This is a genomic window from Polaromonas sp. C04, assembly GCF_002002705.1.
In the GTDB taxonomy this organism is placed as follows: domain Bacteria; phylum Pseudomonadota; class Gammaproteobacteria; order Burkholderiales; family Burkholderiaceae_C; genus Rhodoferax_A.
This window is the reverse complement of sequence record NZ_MUNS01000041.1, coordinates 320,471-342,107: the sequence shown is the minus strand read 5'-3', so window position 1 is coordinate 342,107 and position 21,637 is coordinate 320,471. Positions and strand designations below refer to the sequence as shown.

At 65.7% G+C, this 21,637-nt stretch carries 17 protein-coding genes and 1 pseudogene; 16 read left to right on the top strand and 2 right to left on the bottom strand.

The window, feature by feature from the left end:
* Window positions 1-73 precede the first annotated feature (73 nt).
* The 6 genes from B0E49_RS18015 to B0E49_RS17990 all read left to right on the top strand — a co-directional run bounded on the left by B0E49_RS18015 (window position 74) and on the right by B0E49_RS17990 (window position 6,912).
* Window positions 74-949, top strand: coding sequence for a branched-chain amino acid ABC transporter permease (locus tag B0E49_RS18015; RefSeq protein ID WP_077563926.1), 876 nt, complete (start codon window positions 74-76; stop codon window positions 947-949).
* A complete protein-coding gene (locus tag B0E49_RS18010) occupies window positions 946-2,022 on the top strand; it encodes a branched-chain amino acid ABC transporter permease (protein ID WP_077563924.1) in 1,077 nt (358 codons plus the stop codon). Before B0E49_RS18015 ends, B0E49_RS18010 begins: the two co-directional genes overlap by 4 nt.
* A complete protein-coding gene (locus tag B0E49_RS18005; RefSeq protein ID WP_077563922.1) occupies window positions 2,019-2,816 on the top strand; it encodes an ABC transporter ATP-binding protein in 798 nt (265 codons plus the stop codon). Before B0E49_RS18010 ends, B0E49_RS18005 begins: the two co-directional genes overlap by 4 nt.
* A complete protein-coding gene (locus tag B0E49_RS18000; protein ID WP_077563920.1) occupies window positions 2,813-3,610 on the top strand; it encodes an ABC transporter ATP-binding protein in 798 nt (265 codons plus the stop codon). Before B0E49_RS18005 ends, B0E49_RS18000 begins: the two co-directional genes overlap by 4 nt.
* Before the next feature lie 181 nt (window positions 3,611-3,791).
* Window positions 3,792-5,648 carry an AMP-dependent synthetase/ligase gene (locus tag B0E49_RS17995; RefSeq protein WP_077563918.1) on the top strand — a complete coding sequence of 619 codons (1,857 nt, stop codon included), beginning with the start codon at window positions 3,792-3,794 and terminating at the stop codon, window positions 5,646-5,648.
* A 100-nt stretch (window positions 5,649-5,748) separates the two neighbouring features.
* Window positions 5,749-6,912, top strand: a complete 1,164-nt coding sequence (locus tag B0E49_RS17990) for an ABC transporter substrate-binding protein (protein WP_077563916.1) — start codon at window positions 5,749-5,751, stop codon at window positions 6,910-6,912.
* A gap of 45 nt (window positions 6,913-6,957) precedes the next feature.
* On the opposite strand, the gene B0E49_RS17985 is transcribed toward B0E49_RS17990, so the two are convergent.
* Entirely contained in the window at window positions 6,958-7,440 is a 483-nt protein-coding gene (locus B0E49_RS17985; RefSeq protein ID WP_077563914.1) for a thioesterase family protein, read from the bottom strand.
* A 181-nt stretch (window positions 7,441-7,621) separates the two neighbouring features.
* On the opposite strand from B0E49_RS17985, the gene B0E49_RS17980 reads away from it, so the two are divergent.
* The 10 genes and pseudogenes from B0E49_RS17980 to B0E49_RS17940 all read left to right on the top strand — a co-directional run bounded on the left by B0E49_RS17980 (window position 7,622) and on the right by B0E49_RS17940 (window position 20,513).
* On the top strand, window positions 7,622-9,148 hold the full coding sequence (locus B0E49_RS17980; RefSeq protein ID WP_144264616.1) for an efflux transporter outer membrane subunit: 1,527 nt from the start codon (window positions 7,622-7,624) through the stop codon (window positions 9,146-9,148).
* 4 nt (window positions 9,149-9,152) lie between these two features.
* Window positions 9,153-10,328, top strand: a complete 1,176-nt coding sequence (locus B0E49_RS17975) for an efflux RND transporter periplasmic adaptor subunit (protein WP_077563912.1) — start codon at window positions 9,153-9,155, stop codon at window positions 10,326-10,328.
* Window positions 10,325-13,501, top strand: a complete 3,177-nt coding sequence (locus tag B0E49_RS17970; RefSeq protein WP_077563910.1) for an efflux RND transporter permease subunit — start codon at window positions 10,325-10,327, stop codon at window positions 13,499-13,501. The genes B0E49_RS17975 and B0E49_RS17970 overlap by 4 nt, the downstream gene beginning before the upstream one ends.
* Before the next feature lie 2 nt (window positions 13,502-13,503).
* Complete coding sequence (locus tag B0E49_RS17965; protein WP_077563908.1) at window positions 13,504-14,187, top strand: heavy metal response regulator transcription factor; 684 nt, start codon at window positions 13,504-13,506, stop codon at window positions 14,185-14,187.
* Window positions 14,187-15,578, top strand: coding sequence for a heavy metal sensor histidine kinase (locus B0E49_RS17960; RefSeq protein ID WP_077563906.1), 1,392 nt, complete (start codon window positions 14,187-14,189; stop codon window positions 15,576-15,578). The genes B0E49_RS17965 and B0E49_RS17960 overlap by 1 nt, the downstream gene beginning before the upstream one ends.
* Before the next feature lie 72 nt (window positions 15,579-15,650).
* A complete protein-coding gene (gene otsB / locus B0E49_RS17955) occupies window positions 15,651-16,427 on the top strand; it encodes a trehalose-phosphatase (RefSeq protein WP_077563904.1) in 777 nt (258 codons plus the stop codon).
* Complete coding sequence (locus B0E49_RS17950) at window positions 16,424-18,271, top strand: glycoside hydrolase family 15 protein (RefSeq protein WP_077563902.1); 1,848 nt, start codon at window positions 16,424-16,426, stop codon at window positions 18,269-18,271. The genes otsB and B0E49_RS17950 overlap by 4 nt, the downstream gene beginning before the upstream one ends.
* Window positions 18,272-18,281: 10 nt before the next feature.
* A complete protein-coding gene (gene otsA / locus B0E49_RS17945) occupies window positions 18,282-19,664 on the top strand; it encodes an alpha,alpha-trehalose-phosphate synthase (UDP-forming) (RefSeq protein ID WP_077563900.1) in 1,383 nt (460 codons plus the stop codon).
* Between the two features lie 311 nt (window positions 19,665-19,975).
* Window positions 19,976-20,062: pseudogene (locus B0E49_RS20360) on the top strand (YciI family protein); the annotation flags it as partial.
* A 37-nt stretch (window positions 20,063-20,099) separates the two neighbouring features.
* The gene (locus tag B0E49_RS17940; protein ID WP_077563898.1) at window positions 20,100-20,513 is read left to right on the top strand and encodes a VOC family protein; all 414 of its coding nucleotides are present in this window, start codon (window positions 20,100-20,102) and stop codon (window positions 20,511-20,513) included.
* Window positions 20,514-20,531: 18 nt separating this feature from the next.
* On the opposite strand, the gene B0E49_RS17935 is transcribed toward B0E49_RS17940, so the two are convergent.
* The gene (locus B0E49_RS17935) at window positions 20,532-21,629 is read right to left on the bottom strand and encodes a WD40/YVTN/BNR-like repeat-containing protein (protein ID WP_077563896.1); all 1,098 of its coding nucleotides are present in this window, start codon (window positions 21,627-21,629) and stop codon (window positions 20,532-20,534) included.
* Window positions 21,630-21,637 lie beyond the last annotated feature (8 nt).

Below are 21,637 nucleotides of genomic sequence, written 5' to 3'. Positions count from 1 at the left end.
GGCTATGCGTATCAACCCTGAGGACAGTTGTGGCGCATGCAGCTATAAACCACGCAACGATTTGGGAGGCTCAGTGCAGGTTCTTCAACTGGTGATCAGCGGCATCTCGCAAGGATGCATCTACGGGCTGATCGCTCTGGGCTTCGTGCTCATCTACAAGGCCACCGAGACCGTGAGCTTCGCGCAGGGCGAGCTCATGATGCTGGGCGCGTTTGCCGGCCTGGCGGGCATGACGCTGCTGGGCTTTCCGTACTGGCTGGCGGTGATCAGTGCCATCGTGGCGATGGCCGCTTTCGGCGTGGTGCTCGAGCGCGTGGTGATTCGCCCCATTCTGGGTCAGCCGCAGTTTTCCATCGTCATGCTGACCATCGGCATCGGCTACGTGGCGCGCGGACTGATCACCATGATTCCGAACATCGGCACCGAAACCCGCGTGCTGCCCGTGCCCTACAAGGATCAGATCTGGAACGTCGGCACGCTGGTGCTCAACGTCGAGCAGATGGTGGTGATCGGCGCCACCGGCGTGCTGTGCGTGCTGCTGTTTGCCATGTTCAGGTATAGCAAGCTCGGCATCGCCATGCAGGCGTCCTCGCAAAACCAGCTCGCCGCCTATTACATGGGCATTCCGGTGAAGCGCATCAACGGCCTGGTCTGGGGGCTGGCCGCCGCGGTGGCGGCCATCGCGGGGCTGCTGCTGGCGCCCATCACCTTCGTGCACGCCAACATGGGTTTTATCGGCCTGAAGGCGTTCCCGGCCGCGGTGGTGGGCGGCTTTGGCAGCCTGCCGGGCGCGATCGTGGGCGGCCTGATCGTGGGCATCGTGGAATCGCTGTCGGGCTTTTACCTGCCCGACGGCTTCAAGGACACGGCCGCCTACATCGTGGTGCTGGTGATGCTGGTCATCAAGCCCAACGGACTGTTTGGCGAAAAACTGCGGAAAAAGGTATGAGGTTCATATTCAAGACCGATTACGCGCAGGACATCCGCCTTGCCAAGCACGGCGGACACGTGTTCTGGTACAGCGCGCTGATGCTGCTGCTGCTCGCCGCACCCTGGCTGTTTGCCGAGTACTGGCTGGCGCAGCTGACCTTTGTGCTGATCTACGGCATCGCCGGCCTCGGCCTGATGCTGCTGGCGGGCTTCACGGGCCAGTTCTCCATTGGCCATGCGGCGTTTCTGGGCGCGGGTGCATACACCCAGGCCGTGCTGACCAACATGGGCTGGCCGTTCCCGATCGCACTGGTGGCGGCCGGGCTGCTGTCGGCCGTGGTCGGGGTCATCGTGGGCCTGCCGGCCCTGCGCGTGAAGGGCATTTACCTTGGCATTGCCACGCTGGCGTTCGGCTTCATCGTCGAAGAGATTCTGGCGCGCTGGGATTCGGTCACGGGCGGCAACTCGGGCATCCAGGTCAAGCCCCCCGAGATGTTCGGCTGGACCCTGGGCTCCGGCACCTCGTTTTATTTCCTGTGCCTGGTCGTCGCCGTCGTGGCCACGCTGGCCATCCTGAACCTGCTGCGCTCGCCGACCGGCCGCGCCTTTGTGGCGATTCGCGATTCGGAGATTTCCGCACAGAGCATGGGCATCCAGCTGGCGCGCTACAAGACGCTGTCGTTCGCGCTGTCGGCCGCGCTCGCCGGCGTGGCCGGTGCGCTGTATGCGCACAAGCTGCGCTTCATCTCGCCCGACCAGTTCGACATTCTGCAGTCCATCGACCTGCTCCTTCTGGTGGTCATCGGCGGCCTGGGCTCGGTGCATGGTGCATTCCTGGGCGCGATCTTCCTGATTTCCATGCCGCAGCTGATCTCGCTGTCCAAGGGCTACCTGCCCGACGTGATCGGCCAGGCCCCCGGCTTGCAGGCAGTGGTGTACGGTGCGGTCCTGATCGGCTTCGTGCTGTTCGAGCCGCTCGGCCTGTACGGCCGCTGGCTGAAGATCCGCACCTACCTGCAGACCTTCCCGTTCTACCGCAAGGGCACGTTCAAGCGGCAAAAGAGCTTCCAGAAATCGGACCGACTCAGATGAACGCGCCCCTTCTTTCAGCCAAGAATCTGAGCGTGCGCTTCGGCGGCGTGCTGGCCGTCAACAACGTGAGCTTCGATGTGAAGCCCGGCGAGGTCTTCACGCTGATCGGGCCGAACGGCGCCGGCAAGACCACCGTGTTCAACCTGATCAGCCGCATCTACACCCCGACCACGGGCGAGATCGAGTACCTCGGCCGCAGACTGACGGACCAGCCGCCCTACAAGATCGCCGCGCTCGGGATCGCTCGCACCTTTCAGAACATCGAGCTGTTCGAGCACGCGACCGTGCTCAACAACCTCTTGATCGGACGCCACACGCACCGCAAGACCGGCTTGTGGAGCGAGCTGTTTTTCACCGGCCGCACGCGCGAGGCCGAAATCGAGGCGCGCGCAAAGGTCGAGCAGGTCATCGACTTCCTCGACCTGCAGCACCACCGCGACTCGATCGTCGCCGGCCTGCCCTACGGTGTGCGCAAGGTGGTCGAGCTGGCCCGCGCGCTGTGCACCGAACCCAGGCTGCTGCTGCTGGACGAACCCTCCTCGGGGCTGAACGTGGAAGAAACCGACGACATGGCTTTCTGGATTGCCGACATCAAGAACGAGCTCGGCATCACGGTGCTGATGGTGGAGCACGACATGACGCTGGTCTCCAAGGTCTCCGACCGCGTGCTGGCGATGAACCAGGGCGAGGTGCTGGCCATGGGTACGCCGCGCGAGGTGCAGACCGACCCCGGCGTGATCGAGGCGTACCTGGGCTCGGTGGACGACGTGTCGTCGTTGCGGAGGCGAGCATGAATGCTGTACCGCCGCCTGTGAGCGACCAGCCTGTGCTCACGCTGCTCAACGTCGAGAGCGCCTACGGCCCGATCAAGGCGATTCGCGGCGTCAGCCTGCAGGTGCGCCGCGGCGAGATCGCCACCGTGCTGGGCTCGAACGGCGCGGGCAAAACCACGATTCTCAAGACCATCTCGGGCATCATCGACCCGCGCAAGGGTTCGATCGAATTCAAGGGCGAGAACATCACGGCGCAGGACCCGGCCTTCATCGTGCAGCATGGCCTGTCGCATGTGCCGGAGGGGCGCGAGGTGTTCCCGCTGCTCAGCGTGCGCGACAACCTGCTGATGGGCGCGTACACCCGCCGTGACCGCGATGGCGTGGCGCGGGACATCGAAATCGTGTTCGGCTACTTCCCCATCCTGCGCGAGCGCGCCACGCAGGACGCCGGGCTGCTCTCGGGCGGGCAGCAGCAGATGCTGGCGATCTCGCGCGCCTTGATGGCCGCGCCCGACCTGATCCTGCTCGACGAGCCGAGCCTGGGCCTGAGCCCGAAACTGACCAAGGAAATCTTCGAGATCGTGGTGCGCATCAACCGCGAGCGCGGCACCACCATCCTGCTGGTCGAGCAGAACGCCAACATGGCGCTGAACGCGTCCGACTATGGCTACGTGCTGGAGAACGGCCGCATCGTGATGGAAGACAGCTGCGCCCGGCTGCGCGAGAAGGACGACATCAAGGAGTTCTATCTCGGCATGAAGGAAGACGGCGTGCGCGGCGAGCGGCGCTGGAAGAAAAAGAAAACCTGGAGATAGGGATGAGCGCCGCGCAGAACCGCTTCAAGCAAGATCGCGCCCCCTCGGGGCCGGGCCGCAGCGTCATGCCTCGGCACGTGCATAGCGTAGGCCCGGCGTGGGCTCGCTCCACTGTACAACTGCGCGCACGGACGCTACGCGAGCCCAGCGCAGTACACGCAGTGACAAGCGTGGGGGCCACATGAGCAATCTTTGGGATCTCAGCCGCCTGCAGCCGAATCACGCCATCGTGATGCCCGGCGACACCATTCCCGAGATGTTCTGGAACGCGGTGGATCAGCGCGCCGGCCAGGTCTGGATGCGGCAGAAAAAACTCGGTCTCTGGCGCGCCTGGAGCTGGACCGAGACCGGGCAGGCGGTGCGCGAGATTGCTGCGGGGCTGATCAGCCTGGGCTTCGCGCGCGGCGAGTGCGCGTCCATCCTGTCCAACACCGTGATCGAATGGGTGCTGACCGACCTGGCGGTGCTCAGCTGCGCCGGCGTGGCCAACGGCATCTACCCCACCGACGCGGCCAGCCAGGTGCATTACCTGTGCGAGGACTCGCGCACCACCATCCTGTTCGTGGAAGACGACGAACAGCTCGACAAGGCGCTGCAGGTGCGCCCGCAGCTGCCCGGCCTGCGCAAGGTGGTGGTGTTCGACATGGAAGGCCTGCGCGATCTGGCGGACCCCGACGTGCTGAGCCTGGACGCCCTGCGTGCGCTGGGCCGCGAGCATCTGGCGCGCCAGCCGAAAGCCGTAGAGGAACGCGTGCAGGCCTGCCAGCCGCAAGACCTGGCGATCCTGGTCTACACCTCGGGCACCACGGGCAAACCCAAAGGCGCGATGCACAGCCACCGGGGCCTGGTGTTCAGCGCACGCGGCTACAACACGCTGGTGGCGCAGGACGAGACCGATGAGCGCATGTGCTTTCTGCCGCTGTGCCACATTGCCGAGCGCATGGGCGGCGAGTATTTCTCGCTGTACACCGGCTCCAAACTCAATTTTGTCGAGAACCCCGAGACGATTCCCGAGAACGTGCGCGAGATTGCACCGACCGTGTTCACGGCGGTGCCGCGCGTGTGGGAGAAGTTCTACTCCGGCGTGATGATAGCGCTCAAGGAAGCCAGCGCACTGCAGCAGGCCGCCTATGCCTGGGGTATCGGCGTGGGCACCGCGATTGCCGACAGGGTGCTGGCCGGCGAGCCCGTGAATGGCTGGCTCAAGGTGAAGTTCACCGTGGCGCGCTGGATTGCCCTGAATAACGCGCGCAAGCTCATCGGCATCCACCGCGCGCGCTTTTGCGTCACCGGCGCGGCGCCGATCTCGCCCGAACTGGTCAAGTGGTATCTGGCGCTGGGCGTGCCCATGCTGGAGGTGTGGGGCATGACCGAGACCTGCGGCGCCTCCACCGGCGTGCCCGCCAGCCGCATCAAGCCCGGCTCCATCGGACCGGCGGCCGACTACAACGAGGTCAGGCTCGACCCGGCCACCGGCGAAATCCTGGTGCGCGGCACGAATGTGTTCATGGGTTACCTGAACCTGCCCGAGAAGACCGCCGAGACGATCGACGCGGACGGCTGGCTGCACACCGGCGACGTCGGCACGGTGGACGCCGACGGCTACTTCCGCATCACCGACCGCATGAAGGACATCATCATCACGGCCGGCGGCAAGAACATCACGCCCAGCGAACTCGAGAACGAACTCAAGTTCTCGCCTTACATCACCGACGCGGTGGTGATCGGCGACAAGCGTGCGTACCTGAGCGTGATCATCATGATCGACCAGGAGAACGTCGAGAAATACGCGCAGGACGCCGATGTGCCATTCAGCAACTACGCGAGCCTGACGCGCGCCGCGCAGATACAGGACCTGATCCAGTCGGAGATCGACAAGATCAACCAGAAGTTTGCGCGGGTCGAGCAGATCAAGAAGTTCTTCCTGCTGGAGACCCAGCTCACGGCCGAGGACGAGGAGCTGACCCCCACCATGAAGCTCAAGCGCAAGCTGGTCGAGAAAAAATACGCGCCCCAGATCGAAGCCATGTACGGCTGACGCGCCCGCTGGTTAAGTAGTTTCCCTTGCGCGTTAACGCCAATTTGAGTTTCAGGCGGCCCGGTCAAAAATTCCCACTCACGTCAATCAAGGAGATAGCATGAAATTGAAGTCCACCCTGGTCCTGGCCATTCTGGCACTGGGCACCACGCTGGCGCTGGCGCAGCAGCAAGGTGTCAGCAAGAACGAGATCCTGATCGGCACCATCCAGGACATGTCGGGCCCGCTGGCGGGCTACGGCAAGCAGGCGCGCAACGGCATGCTGCTGCGCATCGACGAGGTCAACGAGCAGGGCGGCATCCACGGCCGCAAACTCAAGCTGGTCTCCGAAGACGACGGCTACGATCCCAAGAAGGCCGTGCTGGCCGCGCAAAAACTGGTGAACCAGGACAAGATTTTCATCATGGCGGGCCACCTGGGCACGGCCCAGAACCTGGCCGCCATGCCGGTACAGTTCGAGAAGAACGTGATCAACTTCTTCCCGATCACAGCGGCGCGCGAAATGTACGAGCCCTTCAACCGCCTCAAGTACTCGTTCGCCGCTACCTACTATGACCAGATTCGCCTGGCGCTGCCCAAGCTGGTGAAGGAAAAGAATGCGAAAAAAGTCTGCACGATCTACCAGGATGACGACTTCGGCATCGAGGTCGAACGCGGCGCCGAGGCGGCCCTCAAGACCCTGAACATGCCCCTGACCGAGAAGACCACCTACAAGCGCGGCGCGACCGACTTCTCCTCGCAGGTGGCCAAGATGAAGGCCGCGGGCTGCGACCTGGTGGTGCTGGGCACCATCATCCGCGAGACCATCGGCACCATCGGCGAGTCGCGCAAGACCGGTTTCAACCCGACCTTCCTGGGCTCCAGCGCGGTCTACACCGACCTGATCCACAAGCTCGGCGGCAAGGCCATGGACGGCCTGTACGCGACCATGACGGTGCAGCATCCGTACCTCGACGAAGCCTCGCAGCCGATCCGCTTCTGGGCCACCAAGTACAAGACCAAGTTCAATGAAGACCCAACCGTGTTCTCGGTCTATGGCTACGACATCATCGACGCGCTCGCGCGCGCCGCGGACAAGGCCGGCCCGAACCTGACGACCGACAGCTTCATCAAGGCCATGGACACCATGAAGATTCCGCCCGACATGTTCGGCAGCGACGAGGCCACGTTCAGCCCGACCAAGCGCCTGGGCAGCGATCTGTCGCGCCTGTCGCAGATCCAGGACGGCAAGTGGAAAGTGGTCTCGGACTACGTGAAGCCCTGAATCCGCTCACGCCCCGTGAAAACCGCCTTCGGGCGGTTTTTTATGTCACGACACAATATAGGCGCCTGCGCCGCTGGACAGCAGCTTGCCGTCGGCCGTCAGGAATTCCATGCGCGTGGACGCCACGCGCGAGCCCAGGCGCATCACCTGCGCGCGCAACTCGAAGTGATCGCCGATGCCGGGGCGCAGGTAGTCGACGCGCAAGTCGATGGTGCCGAGCTTGCCAAAGCGCTGCAGCCGCTGCGCGGGCGACTCGTCCATGTGGCGCGCGCCGATGGCCGCCATCACGGCCAGACCGCCCATGGCGTCGAGCCCGGCGCTGATCACCCCGCCGTGCAGGCGGCTGTGGGCGTAGTGGCCCACGAGCTCGGGCTTCATGTCGATGCGGGCGGTGACCTGTTCGGGCCGCAGCGAGGTGATCTTCAGCCCGAGGACCTGGTTGAAGGGAATCTTCTCTTCAAAGATGGCTTTCAGGCCGGTGATGAATTCGGGTTCAAACTCGCCGGCGGGAACTATGCTTTTGATCATGAGTCCGATTGTCCCGCATGCGGTGGCGGGTGGCGCCCCACCGCCGAAACTGACAAAACAGTCATATTCACGACAGCCTGCAGACGGTGCCAGCGCTTAGAGTAGGAAAGTTGTCATGCGCGCCCGGCTTTTGGCGTTGCCCGCACGCACACCCGACCCACCGCACGAATCCCCAGAGGCCATGACCCCTTCTGACAGACGATCCCCCCGACCCGCGGCACGGCTCCCCAGCCGGCTGGCGGTTGCCGCGCTGGCGGCACTGCTGGCCAGCTGCTCCGCCGTCGGCCCCGACTACGTGCGCCCCGCCATCGACATCCCGGCCGCTTACAAAGAGAGCGGCCCCTGGAAGACGGCCGAGCCGCAAGCCATCGACAGCCGGCACCCGTGGTGGCAGGCGTATCGCGACGACACCCTGAACCGTCTGATGCAGCAGGCCAACCAGGCGAACCAGAACATCGCCCAGGCCGAGGCCCAGTACCGGCAGGCGCGTGCGCTGGCCGATGCCGCGCGCGCCGGCTTCTGGCCTACCGTAGGCGTGAATGCGGGGGTCACCCGGGCCCTGAGCAATACCAACGGCATCAAGGAAGGCACCTTTCCCAGCATCGGCGTGGGCGCGAGCTGGGAACCCGATGTATGGGGCAGCGTGCGGCGCGCCGTGGAAGCGGGCAATGCCGGCGTCCAGGCCAGCGCCGACGACCTCGCGGCGGCGCGCCTGAGCATCCAGGCCGCGCTGGCGCAGGACTACCTGCAGCTGCGCGTCACCGACCTGCTGATCGATTTGTATGCCGTCACGACCGAGGCCTACACGCGCGCACTGCAGCTGACGCAAAGCCAGTACGCGGTGGGCGTGGCGCTGCGCTCCGATGTGGCGCTGGCCCAGAGCCAGCTCAAGACGGCGCAGGCCCAGGGCGTCGATCTGCAGGCGCAGCGCAGCCAGCTCGAGCACGCCATCGCGATCCTGACCGGCAAGCCGCCGGCCGCCTTTGCGCTGCCGGCAACGGCGGCCACCATGGACCAGCTGGGCGCGCGCTTGCCGGCGATCCCGACGGGCCTGCCCTCCGAGCTGCTGGAGCGCCGCCCCGACATCGCCGGGGCCGAACGCCGGGTCGCGCTGGCGAATGCCAACATCGGTGTGGCCAAGGCCGCCTACTTTCCGTCGCTGATGCTGAGCGCCAGCGGTGGCTACAACGGCGCCAGCTTCGCCACGCTGTTCGACACGCCGAGCCGGGTCTGGTCGCTCGGCGCGGTGCTGGCGCAGACCCTGTTCGACGGCGGCCTGCGGCGCGCCCACAGCGATCAGGCCGTGGCGGCCTACGACGTCTCGGTGGCCCAGTACAAGCAGACGGTGCTGAATGGCTTGCAGCAGGTCGAAGACAACCTGGCCCTGTTGCGCGTGCTGGACCACGAAATCGGTTTGCAGGACCAGGCCGTCAAGGCCTCCCAGTTGGCCGAACGGCTGGCGCTGGCCCAGTACCGCGCCGGCACCGCCACTTATCTGGCCGTGGTCACGGCGCAGACGCTGTCGCTGGCGAACCAGCGCACCGCGGTGCAGTTGCTGGGCCGCCAGCTGGCCTCCAGCGTGGCCCTGATTACCGCCACAGGGGGCGGCTGGGATAGCACGCCCGCGAACGGTGCGCCCCTGGCCTCCTCCCTGGTTTCCGCGCCGTCGCAAGCGCCCACCCCCTTACCTCCCAGCCCCGGAAGCTGATGCCATGAACTCTGCGTTTTTTCAACGTCCCAGGACGCTGCTGGCTGCCGCCGCCCTGCTGGTGCTGGCCGGCGCCGCCGCGCTGAGCCTGGATCACAAGGCCTTCTCCGCCAAGCCGCCAGCGCCGGCCGCGCCATCGGTGCAAGCCACCACGGCGCTGGTCAAGCAGCAGGACATGCCGATCTACCAGGCGGGCGTCGGCACCGTCACGGCCCTGGCCAGCGTGACGGTCAAGGCGCGCATCGATGGCCAGCTCGATCAGGTCGGTTTTATCGAGGGGCAGGACGTCAAGGCCGGCCAGATGCTGGCGCGGCTGGACCCGCGAACCCTGCAGGCGCAGTTACAGCAGGCGCAGGCGCAAAAGGCCAGGGACCAGGCGCAACTCGGCAACGCCCGGCTGGATCTGCAGCGCTACAGCACCCTCATCACCCAGGACGCCGCGACGCAGCAGCAGCTCGATACGCAAAAGGCGCTGGTGGCACAGCTCGATGCGGCGGTGAAAACCGACGACGCGCAGATCAACTACGCCCAGGTGCAGCTCAGCTTTACCAACATCACGGCGCCGATCAGCGGGCGGGTCGGGGCGCGGCTGGTGGACCCGGGCAACATCGTGCACGCCGCAGACGCCAACGGACTGGTCGTGATCAACCAGATCGACCCGATCGCGGTCGTGTTCAGCTTGCCCGAAGAGGGCTTTCAGGCCATCAATCGCGCGCTGCATGCCAGTCGCCAGCCACTGGCCGTGCTGGTCTACCCGCGCGGCAGCACCCAGGTGCTGGGCCGGGGCAAACTGATCCTGCTGAACAACCAGATCGACACCAGCACCGGCACGGTGCAGCTCAAGGGCAGCTTCGAGAATGCGGCGCACGCCCTGTGGCCGGGCCAATACGTGAACGTGCGGCTGGTGCTGGGCACGCGCGCGCAGGCGCTCACCATACCGGCGGCGGCGGTCCAGCGCAGCCAGAATGGCACCTATGCCTACACCGTGGGCGCCGACAACACGGTGCAAAACCAGCCGATCGACGTGGCGCAGATCCAGGATGGCATTGCCATCATTGACAAGGGGCTGTCCGCCGGGCAGCGCGTGGTGGTGGACGGGCAGTACAAGCTCAAGTCCGGCGTCAAGATTGTCGAGACCAACCCCGGCAACGCAAAAGCTGCCGGCGGAGCAAGCCAGTGAGCGTCTCCGCCACCTTCATCAAACGGCCCATCGGCACCTCGCTGCTGGCGATCGCGCTTTTTCTGGTGGGCGCCGCGGTCTGGCCGCTGCTGCCGGTGGCACCCCTGCCGCAGGTCGACTTCCCGACCATCCAGGTGACCGCCAAGCTGCCCGGCGGCAACCCCGAGACCATGGCGTCGAGCGTGGCGCAGCCGCTGGAGCGCCAGTTCTCGCTGATTCCCGGCCTGTCGCAGATGACCTCGCTCAGCGCGCTGGGCTCGACGCAGATCACCTTGCAGTTCGACCTGAACCGCAACATCGACGGCGCCGCACTGGACGTGCAGACCGCCATCAATGCGGCCTCGGGCCAGCTGCCGGCAAATTTACCCAGCCCGCCGACCTTTCGCAAGATCAACCCGGCGGATTTCTCGATCCTGATCCTGTCCGTGCAGTCCGACACCCTGCCGCTGACCACGGTCAACGATTACGCCGACAACATCCTGGCGCAGCAGATTTCCCAGATTCAGGGCGTGGGGCTGGTGAACATTTTTGGCCAGAACAAGCCCGCCGTGCGCATCCAGGTCGACCCGACCAAGCTGACGGCGCTCGGCCTGAGCCTGGAGGATATTCGGGGCGTCATTGCCAGCACCACGGTGAGCCAGCCCACGGGCACGGTCGATGGGCCCAGGCAGAGCTTCACGGTCTACACGAACGACCAGATCCTGAGCGCCGACCCCTGGAATGACATGGTGCTGGCCTACAAGAACGGCGCACCGATTCGCGTGCGCGATGTCGGCGTGGCGGTGGCGGGGCCGGAGGACATGAAGCAGGCCGCGTGGGCATTTTCCGGCAAGGGCGCGGCAGCGTCCGAAAACTCGCCCAGCAACGGGCGCTCGCTCGTGGTGGGGATCACCAAGGAGCCCGGCGCCAATGTGATCGACACGGTGGCGCGCATCAAGGCCGCGCTGCCGCGGCTGGAGGCGGCCATTCCGCCCACCATCCACGTCAGCACGCTGATCGACCGGACCCAGAACATCCGCGCCTCGGTGCTCGATGTCGAGATGACGCTGCTGCTGACCATCTCGCTGGTGGTGATGGTGATCTTCCTGTTCCTGCGCAATGTGCCGGCCACCCTGATCCCGAGCGTGACGGTGCCGCTGGCGCTGCTGGGAACGGCCGCCATCATGTACCTGGTGGGCTTCAGCCTGGACAACCTGTCGCTGATGGCGCTGACCATCGCGGTCGGTTTCGTGGTGGACGACGCCATCGTCATGCTGGAGAACATCTACCGCCACGTCGAGGCCGGCATGACGCCGATGGAGGCCGCCTACAAGGGGGCCGGTGAAATCGGCTTCACCATCATCTCGATTTCGGTCTCGCTCGTTGCGGTGTTCATTCCGCTGCTGCTGATGGGCGGCATCGTCGGGCGGCTGTTTCGTGAGTTCGCCGTGACGGTGACGCTGACCATTGGCATTTCGGTGCTGATCTCGCTCACGCTCACGCCCATGCTGTGTTCGCGTTTCCTCAAACCCCACCAACCAGAGTCGCATGGCCGGCTGTACCAGTTGTTCGAGCGCGGCTTCGACGCCATGCTGAACGGCTACCGGCGCGGTTTGCACCTGGTGCTGCGGCACCAGTTCGCCACGCTGTGCGTCTTTCTGGCAACGCTGGTCGCAACGGTGGCGCTGTTCATCGTGATTCCCAAGGGATTTTTCCCGCAGCAGGACACCGGCTTTATCTTTGGCTTTGCCGAATCGGCGCAGGACACTTCGTTCGTGTCGATGAACCAGCGCATGCTCCAGCTCGCCGACGTGATTCGCCAGGACCCCGACGTTTCCGGATTCGGCATGAGCGGGCAGTCCACCTTCAATACCGGCGTCTACTTCATCAGCCTGCGGCCCAAGGACGAGGGCCGCACGGCAAACGCGGATGAGGTGATTGCGCGGCTGCGCCCGCAAGTGGAGAAAGTCGAGGGCGTCAAGCTGTTCATGCAGGCGGGGCAGGACATCAACGTGGGCGGGCGGCTGTCGCGCACGCAGTACCAGTACACGCTGACCGATGCCAACCTGGACGAGCTCAACGAGTGGGCGCCGAAGCTGCTGGAGCGCTTTCGCAAGCTGCCCGAACTCACCGACCTGGCCTCCGACCAGCAAAATGCGGCGGCCACGGCCACGATCACGATCGATCGCGCCCGGGCTTCGAGCTTCGGCATTACGCCGGCCCAGATCGACAACACCATCTACGACGCGATCGGCCAGCGCCAGGTGGCGCAGTACTTCACGCAGATCAACAGCTACCACGTGATTCTCGAAGTCACGCCCAAGCTGCAGGAGGACCCCGATCTGTTCAGCAAGCTGTACCTGACCTCGCCGCTGACCAAGGAGCAGGTGCCGCTGTCCAGCTTCGTCAGCGTCGACACCAACAAGACGGGCTACCTGTCGATCAGCCACCAGAGCCAGTTCCCGGCCGTGACGATCTCGTTCAACCTGGCGCCGGGGGTGGCGCTGGGCCAGGCGGTGACGGCGATCCAGAAGGCGCAGGCCACCATGGGGGTACCGCAGACCGTGAGCGGCGGGTTCCAGGGCACGGCCCAGGCCTTTCGCGATTCGCTGTCGACGCAGCCGTACCTGATTGCGGCGGCGCTGATCGCCGTGTACATCGTGCTGGGCCTGCTGTACGAGAGCTACATCCATCCGCTGACGATCCTGTCGACCCTGCCGTCGGCCGGCGTCGGGGCGCTCTTGATCCTGATGGCGGGCGGCTATGACCTGAGCGTGATCGCGCTGATCGGCATCATCCTGTTGATCGGGATCGTCAAGAAGAACGGCATCATGATGGTCGACTTTGCTTTGAACGCCGAGCGTGAGCAGGGGCTGGAGCCGCAAGAGGCGATCTACCAGGCCTGCCTGCTGCGCTTTCGGCCGATCATGATGACCACCATGTGCACGCTGTTCGCCGGCCTGCCCCTGATGCTGGGTACCGGCGCCGGCTCCGAGCTGCGCCGCCCGCTGGGCTATGCGATGGTCGGCGGGCTGATCCTGTCGCAGGCCATGACCCTGTTCACGACGCCCGTGATCTACCTGTACCTGGACCGCGCCCACTACTGGTATACACGCCGCAAGGAAGCGCGCAAGGCGCGCAAGGCGGCCCTTGGGGGCGAGCCCAAGCCGCCGGTGGTCGTAGGCACGCATTGACCATGAAGATCCTGATCGTCGAAGACGAGCCCAAGACTGCCGACTACCTGCAAAAGGGTCTGGCCGAACAGGGCTGCACCGTCGATCTGGCCTACAACGGCATCGACGGCCAGCACCTGGCGCTGGCACACGACTACGACGTCATCGTGCTCGATGTGATGCTGCCCGGCCTCGACGGCTTCTCGGTGCTGCGCACCGTGCGCGCGCTCAAGCAGACACCGGTCATCATGCTGACCGCACGCGACCAGGTGGAAGACCGCATCAAGGGGCTGCACGACGGGGCCGACGACTATCTCGTCAAACCGTTCTCGTTCCTGGAGTTGCTGGCCCGGCTGCAGGCCCTCACGCGGCGCGGCCGCGCGCAGGAGCCGGCGCTGCTGAAGATCGCCGACCTGCAGATCGACCTGATGGCACGCAAGGCCTGGCGCGGCCATGTGCGCATCAACCTGACCGCCAAGGAATTTGCGCTGCTCGCCGTACTGGCGCGGCGCCAGGGCGAGATCCTGTCCAAGACCGCGATTGCCGAACTGGTGTGGGACATGAATTTCGACAGCAACACGAATGTGGTCGAGGTCGCCATCAAGCGCCTGCGCGCCAAGATCGACGCGCCGTTCTCGCCCAAGCTGCTGCACACCATCCGCGGCATGGGCTATGTGCTCGAACCGCGGGAGGAGGACGTGGTGTGATGCGGCGCTCCATCACCGTGCGGCTGATCGCCATGTTCGCGTTCGCGGCGCTGGTCACCTTTGCGCTGATCGGTGCGGCCCTGTATGGCGTGCTCGAGAGCGAACTGGCGCGCCACGAGCAGGACGAACTCAAGACCAACCTGCAAAACCTGCAGTACTCCATCGAGCGCACCGGGGACATGGATCGCTGGGCGCGCGTGCGCGCCAAGATGGACACCCTGACGCCGGCCGACGGCAGCGTGCGCTTCTGGGTGCTGAGCGACGACCCGCGCTACCAGTACGGCCGCGGCCTGGCCGAGATCGAGCACATGAACCGCGAGCCCGATGGCCGCGGCAGCATCCTGATGCCGCACCAGGTGCACCCGATACACACCTTGTCGGCCAGCATCGCCGCCCTGCAGGACCGCCCGGCCGTGCGGCTGATCGTGGGCGTCGACTCGGCCTCCTACGCACGTACGCTGGACACTTTTCTGGCCGCGCTGGCCGTGCTCTCGCTGAGCGCGGTGCTGGGGGTCATGCTGATCGGCTACTGGATCGCACGGGTCGGGCTGCAGCCGCTGGTGCAGCTGTCCAGGGAGGCCCAGGCGCTGCGCCCGAAGCCGCTCTCGCAACGGCTGAATGTGTCGCAGTTGCCGGCCGAGTTGTCGCAGCTGGCCGCGGCCTTCAACGGCGCGCTGAGCCGCCAGCAGGATGCGTATCGGCAGCTCGAGTCCTTCAATGCCGACGTGGCCCACGAACTGCGCACGCCGCTGACCAACCTGATCGGCGGCACCCAGGTCGCCCTGTCGCGCCAGCGCACGGCGGGGCAGTTCCAGGAAGTGCTGCAATCGAACCTCGAGGAGCTCGAGCGGGTGCGCTCGATCATCAACGACATGCTGTTCCTGGCGCGCGCCGACCAGGGCGAGGCGGCCACCGGCCTGGTGCGCACCCCGATCGCGCAGGAAGTGCGCAAGACCACCGAGTTCTTCGAGTTCGTGCTCGACGACATGGGCGCGACCGTCAGCATCGAGGGCGATGTGGCGGCCGAGGCCATGATCGAAACCGCGCTGTTCCGACGCGCCATGTCGAATCTGCTGCAAAACGCGATCGAACACTCCAGCGCCGGCGCGCGCCTGCTCGTGACCATCCGGCAACAACTGTCGTCGATCTGGGTCACGGTCTCGAATCCTGGCGAGCCCATTGCGCCGGCCCATTTGCTGCGCCTGTTCGACCGTTTCTACCGGGTCGACGCGGCGCGCCAGCCCCAGGGAGAACACCATGGACACGGCCTGGGCCTGGCCATCGTCAAGGCGGTCGCGAGCATGCATGGCGGCAGCGTGACGGCCTCGTGCGCGGAAGGCATCACCACCATCGGCTTCAGTGTCCCGGTGACGCCCCCCCGAGCTGCCTGAACGGCGCCTCCCGCCGGCAAAACGGGCAACCGGCCTACACAGGTTTGCGCAGGGGTCTGCTATGGTGACGTGATGCAGCCTTCGAGTTCTTCCCCGCTGGAATGCTCTGGTCCGTTGCCGCCCATCGGCGCACGGAACGCGCTTTTTCTCGACTTCGACGGCACGCTGGCCGAGCTCGCGCCGCAGCCCGAGGCGGTGCAGATCGCCCCGGACCTGGTGTCCCTCCTGGTGCAGCTTGCGGCCCGGCTGAATGGGGCGCTGGCTATGGTGTCGGGGCGCAGGCTCATCGACCTGGATGGCTTTCTCGCGCCCCTGCAGCTACCCACGGCTGCCGAGCACGGCGCGCAGCGCCGCCTTGTCTCCGGCGAGATCATCCGCGTGGCGCCCCCCGACCTGCAGGCCGTGATCCGCCGGGTCACCGCGCTGGCACAGCGTCACAGCGGCCTGCGTGTCGAGGTCAAGGACGCCGCCGTCGCGCTGCACTATCGTCACGCGCCCGAACTGGAAGCGAGCTGCCTGCAAGCCATGGGTGAGGCCGCCCGCAACGCCCCCGGCCTGGAATTGCTGCGCGGTAAATATGTCCTTGAAATCAAGCTGGCGGGTATCAGCAAGGGCACCGCCATCGAAGACTTCATGGCGCAAGCGCCGTTCGCGGGCCGCCTGCCGCTTTTTGCCGGCGACGATATCACCGACGAAGACGGGTTTTCGGCGGTGCAACGGATGGGGGGCTGCGGCATCAAGGTAGGCGAAGGCGCAACGCGAGCCCGCTACCGCTGCCCGTCGCCGGCCGCACTGCGGCAATGGCTGCAGCGCGCAGCGCAAGAACCCCTTGAGAGGATCAGCCCATGACGGCCCCGCCCGACGCCGCGCGCTTTGCGCCGCCCGCCGAACCCTCGCTCTCCATGGGGGTGATCGGCAACTGCGCCTTCAGCGCCCTGATTGATGCCAGGGCCCGCATCGTCTGGTGCTGTCTGCCGCGTTTCGATGGCGACCCGGTGTTCAACGCGCTGCTGCAACCAGGCATCGCCAAGGACACCTCGCCGGCCGGCGCTTCACCCGGCGCCTTTGCGATCGAGATCGAGGATTTTGCCGAATCCAGGCAGTTCTACGACCCCAACACCGCAGTGCTGCGCACCCAGTTGTTCGACAAGAGCGGGCATGGCATCGAGGTCACCGACTTTGCGCCACGCTTTCACAGCCGGGCGCGCGTTTTCCGGCCCATGACGCTGGTGCGCCGGGTGCGACCGATTCAGGGTGCGCCGCGCATTCGCGTTGTGCTGGACGTGCGTTTCGACTGGGGCCGGCGCGAACCCCTGATCACCCAGGGCAGCAACCATCTGCGCTATGTGGGCCATGAGTTGACGCTGCGCCTGAACACCGACGCGCCGCTGTCCCACGTTCTGTCCCGGCAGCCCTTTGTGCTGGCACGCGAATACAATTTTCTGCTCGGCGCCGACGAATCTTTGAGCGACGGCATCGCCGACACCGCACGGCTGTTCGAGCTGGAGACGCTGGCTTACTGGCGCCAGTGGAGCCAGCGCCTGAGCATTCCACTGGAGTGGCAGGAGGCGGTGATCCGCGCGGCGATCACGCTCAAGCTGTCGTTGTTCGAGGACACGGGCGCCATCGTGGCCGCCATGACCACCAGTATTCCCGAGGCGCCCGACAGCCAGCGCAACTGGGACTACCGCTACTGCTGGCTGCGCGATGCCTTCTTCGTGGTGCGCGCCCTGAACAGCCTGTCGGAAGTCGGCACCATGGAAGACTACCTGGGCTGGCTCGGCAACGTGGTGGTGCAGGCCCGGGGCGGCCACATCCAGCCGCTGTACGGCATTGGCCTGGAGCGCGAGCTGCCTGAAGTCGTGATGGAGCATCTGGCCGGCTACCGCGGCATGGGGCCGGTACGCGTGGGCAACCAGGCGCAGCAGCACTTTCAGCATGACGTTTACGGCAACGTGGTGCTGGGCGCAGCGCAGGCCTTTCATGACCATCGGCTGCTGCACCGCGCGGGACTGGCCCAGTTCAAGCGGCTCGAAGAAGTCGGCGAGCAGGCGATACGCACCTACGACAAACCCGACGCCGGCATGTGGGAGCTGCGCTCGCGCGCCCGCGTCCACACCTCCTCCGCGCTGATGTGCTGGGCCGCCTGCGACCGGCTCGCAAAAATTGCCGAGGTGCTGGCGCAAAAGAGGCGGGCAACCCACTGGCGGGGTCACGCACGGCGCATGCGAGAGCGCATCTTGCGCGAGGCGTGGAGCGAAGAGCGCCAGGCCTTTGCGGAGAGTTTTGGCGGGCGCAGCCTGGACGCCAGTGTGCTGTTGATGACCGAGGTCGGCTTCATCGATCCGAAAGACCCGCGCTTCATCGCCACGGTCGATGCGCTGGAAACCCATTTGTGCGACGGCCCCTACATGCGCCGCTACGAAGCCCCTGACGATTTCGGCAAGCCGGAGACGGCCTTCAACATCTGCACCTTCTGGCGCGTCGATGCACTGGCGCGCATTGGCCGCAAAGAGCAGGCGCGCGAAATTTTTTCAACCATGCTGGCCGCACGCAACCACCTGGGACTGCTGTCTGAAGACACGCACCCGGTCACGGGTGAAATGTGGGGCAACTTTCCGCAGACCTACTCGATGGTCGGCATCATCAACGCAGCGGTGCGCCTGTCGGCGCCCTGGGACTCCCAGATATGAGGACCGCGTCATGAGCCGTCTTGTTGTTGTTTCCAACCGCGTCGCCGACCCGCGCAAGGCGGCAGCCGGCGGCCTCGCCGTCGCACTGGGCGACGCCCTGAATACCGCGGGCGGACTCTGGTTCGGCTGGAGCGGCACGGTGATTGCAGGCGGCACGCCCGGCGAAGGCGAACTGCACCTGCAAAAGGCCGGCACCGTCACGCTGGCCACGGTGGATTTATGCGCCGAAGACCACGCCGATTACTACCTGGGCTACAGCAACAGTGTGCTGTGGCCTGTGTTTCATTACCGGCTCGATCTGGCACGCTTTGACGCTGGCTACTTTGGCGCGTATCGGCGTGTGAACCGGCTGTTTGCGCGCCAGTTGCTGACGCGGCTTTTGCCCGACGACATCATCTGGGTGCACGACTACCACCTGATCCCCCTGGCGGACGAGTTGCGCGCCCTGGGCGCGACCCAGCGCATCGGCTTTTTCCTGCACGTGCCGCTGCCGCCGCAACAGTTGCTGGCGGCCATTCCCCAACACGAATGGCTGATGCACGCCCTGTTTGCCTACGACCTGGTGGGCTTCCAGAGCGAGGCCGACCTGCAAAACTTCTCGCGCTATGTGCAGGCCGAGGCCGGCGCCGAGGATCTGGGCGACAACTATTACAAGGCCTTTGGCCGCACGGTGCAGGCGGGGGCCTTCCCGATCGGCATCGACGTCGATGAGTTCGCTGCACTCACGCACGGCAAGGACGCGCGCGAAATGTACGAGCGCATGAAGGACGAATACTCGCGGCGCCAACTGCTGCTGGGCGTGGAGCGGCTCGACTACTCCAAAGGCCTGCCGCAGCGTCTGCGCGCGTTCAAGGCCTTGCTCAAGAAATATCCGGACAACCTGCGCAGCGCCACGCTGATCCAGATCGCCTCACCGAGTCGCGAGGCCATGGACACCTACACCGACCTGCTGCAGGAGCTGGAGAGCCTGTGCGGTGCCATCAACGGCGATTTTGGAGAACTGGACTGGATGCCGGTGCGCTACATGCACCGCAACGTGGCGCGCAAACGCCTGCCGGGACTGTACCGGGTGGCCCGCGTGGCGCTCGTCACGCCGCTGCGCGACGGCATGAACCTGGTGGCCAAGGAGTTCATCGCCGCGCAGGACCCGGCAGATCCGGGCGTGCTGATGCTGTCGCGCTTTGCGGGTGCCGCCGAACAGCTCAAGGATGCCCTGCTGGTCAATCCGTATGACACCGACGGAATGGCAGACACCATCCAGCGCGCACTGCAGATGCCGCTGCAGGAACGGCAGGCACGGCACCAGACGCTGCTGAAGAACATCCGCGAGCAGGATGTGCACTGGTGGCGCATGACGTTTCTGAAGGCGCTTGGTGCGGCCGCGCGCGGCTAGGCTGGCCTGGCAGCACGTCGAGGTGATTTCGAACAAAATCGGCTCCTGGCCCATACGGGTTCTTCGAAGATAGCTCTTCTTTTTATAGCAACCGAAAGCAACCGATGGTCTGCCGGAGCGCCGAAGTCCTGGTTTTCCGGTCGATTCACGACTAAAAAAACACCTGGCGTGTCGATTCCCGCAAACGCCGTTCGTCGTCAAGTCGGAGCAGGGGGCAATCCCCTCTTTCCACAGACCCCGCTCCTCATTGGAAAACACAAGGAGTTACAACCATGCGATTCATGATCATCGTCAGGGCCACCAGGGATTCCGAGGCCGAGGACTTCGGCGCCGAATTCACGCCCGAGCTGCGCGAACAGGAGGCGCGATTGCGTACGCAGAATGCCGCCAGGCCGTAGTTTGCGAAATTCCCCACCCCTTGAAAAGGAGAACGTCATGCAAGTCCAACCCTACCTGTTTTTCGATGGCCGCTGCGAAGAAGCGCTCGAGTTCTACCGCAAGGCGCTCGGCGCCGAGATCACGATGCTCATGCGCGTCAAGGAGTGCCCGGATCCGCTGCCACCCGACATGTACCCGCCCGGCTCCGGGAACAAGGTGATGCACGCGAGCTTTCGCATTGGCGAGGCCACGCTGATGGCGTCTGACGGCCGCTGCCTGGGCAAGCCGGTGTTCCAGGGCTTTTCGCTGTCGCTGGACGCGCGCGACGAGGCCGAGGCCGACCGGCTGTTCGCGGCCCTGGGCGACGGCGGGCAGGTGCAGATGCCGCTGGCCAAGACCTTTTTCTCGCCACGCTTCGGCATGGTGGCCGACCGCTTTGGCGTGGGCTGGATGGTGATCGTGGCGGCTTGAGACAGGGCCGGCGCTGCGCTATCCCGCAAACCGCAGCACCGCCACCGGCGGCAGGTCGCGTGACAGGGCTTGCCAGGTCTCGCCCGCATCGGCACTGACCCACAGCCCGCCCGTGGTGGAGGCCATCGCGAGCGTCTGGCCGTCGCCCGCAACGTCCAGCGCGTGGCGGTAGACCAGGTGATAGGCATGGCTTTGCGGCAGGCCCTGCGCCAGCACCCTGAACGTGGCGCCGCCGTCATCCGTGCGCGTCACGACCATCCGGCCGTCCACCGGAATACGGCAGACGTCGGCTTGCGCCGGCACGAACCAGGCGCGCTGCGGGTCGCGCGGGTCGCAAGCCACGGCGAACCCAAAACCGGAGGGCGCTGGCGCAGCAATGGCCTGCCAGCTCTGCGCGCCGTCGGCGGAGCGGTAGATGCCGCAGTGGTGCTGCACCCATAGCGCGTCGGGCTGGGCCGCGCACTGCACCATGCAGTGCACGTCCTGGATGTTTTCGTCGAACGCGCTTTCCTGTGGCATGTAGTCGGCCCGCATGCCGGACGCACTCAAAGCCCAGCGGGCGCCGCCATCGCGCGTTTGCCAGACGCCGCCCGAGGAGACGGCCACGGTCAGGTGACGGGCGTCGCGCGGGTCCACCAGCACCGAGTGAATGCCCGGATGGTCGTAGCCGCCGCCAAACCAGCCCCGGCGTTTCGGCTCTTCCCACAGCGCGGTGTTCAGCACCCAGCTCGCACCGCCGTCTTCGGACTTGAACAGGCCCGCCGGCATGCAGCCGGCCCACAGCGTGCCGGGCTGGTCCGCGCCGCCGGCCGCCAGCGCCCAGATCAGGTCCACGTTCCAGGGCGTAGCGTCATCGGCCCACGGTCCGTTCGCGGGCTTGGGTGGAAAGGCCGGCGCCGCGATCTCCTGCCAGCTCGTCCCCTGATCCGTGCTCTTGCGCAGCTTGACGCCGAAGTGCCCCAGGCGCAGCGCGGCATACCAGGCGCCGTCGCGCGGGTCGGCCAGCAGCTGCGTCACCGGGTCGCCGGCGAAGTGGTGCGAGGCGATGCGCCAGCTGGCGCCTTTGCCGTGGATCACGAACAGGCCCTTGCGGGTGCCTGTCAGCAATGTGTTCATGACGTTTC

What these genes read in the sequence shown, in the direction of transcription:
- B0E49_RS18010 (WP_077563924.1), top strand. Translation starts at nt 946, where the DNA reads ATGAGGTTCATATTCAAGACCGATTACGCGCAGGACATCCGCCTTGCC.
- B0E49_RS18005 (WP_077563922.1), top strand. Translation starts at nt 2,019, where the DNA reads ATGAACGCGCCCCTTCTTTCAGCCAAGAATCTGAGCGTGCGCTTCGGC.
- B0E49_RS18000 (WP_077563920.1), top strand. Translation starts at nt 2,813, where the DNA reads ATGAATGCTGTACCGCCGCCTGTGAGCGACCAGCCTGTGCTCACGCTG.
- B0E49_RS17995 (WP_077563918.1), top strand. Translation starts at nt 3,792, where the DNA reads ATGAGCAATCTTTGGGATCTCAGCCGCCTGCAGCCGAATCACGCCATC.
- B0E49_RS17990 (WP_077563916.1), top strand. Translation starts at nt 5,749, where the DNA reads ATGAAATTGAAGTCCACCCTGGTCCTGGCCATTCTGGCACTGGGCACC.
- B0E49_RS17985 (WP_077563914.1), bottom strand. Translation starts at nt 7,440, where the DNA reads ATGATCAAAAGCATAGTTCCCGCCGGCGAGTTTGAACCCGAATTCATC.
- B0E49_RS17980 (WP_144264616.1), top strand. Translation starts at nt 7,622, where the DNA reads ATGACCCCTTCTGACAGACGATCCCCCCGACCCGCGGCACGGCTCCCC.
- B0E49_RS17975 (WP_077563912.1), top strand. Translation starts at nt 9,153, where the DNA reads ATGAACTCTGCGTTTTTTCAACGTCCCAGGACGCTGCTGGCTGCCGCC.
- B0E49_RS17965 (WP_077563908.1), top strand. Translation starts at nt 13,504, where the DNA reads ATGAAGATCCTGATCGTCGAAGACGAGCCCAAGACTGCCGACTACCTG.
- B0E49_RS17960 (WP_077563906.1), top strand. Translation starts at nt 14,187, where the DNA reads ATGCGGCGCTCCATCACCGTGCGGCTGATCGCCATGTTCGCGTTCGCG.
- otsB (WP_077563904.1), top strand. Translation starts at nt 15,651, where the DNA reads ATGCAGCCTTCGAGTTCTTCCCCGCTGGAATGCTCTGGTCCGTTGCCG.
- B0E49_RS17950 (WP_077563902.1), top strand. Translation starts at nt 16,424, where the DNA reads ATGACGGCCCCGCCCGACGCCGCGCGCTTTGCGCCGCCCGCCGAACCC.
- otsA (WP_077563900.1), top strand. Translation starts at nt 18,282, where the DNA reads ATGAGCCGTCTTGTTGTTGTTTCCAACCGCGTCGCCGACCCGCGCAAG.
- B0E49_RS17940 (WP_077563898.1), top strand. Translation starts at nt 20,100, where the DNA reads ATGCAAGTCCAACCCTACCTGTTTTTCGATGGCCGCTGCGAAGAAGCG.
- B0E49_RS17935 (WP_077563896.1), bottom strand. Translation starts at nt 21,629, where the DNA reads ATGAACACATTGCTGACAGGCACCCGCAAGGGCCTGTTCGTGATCCAC.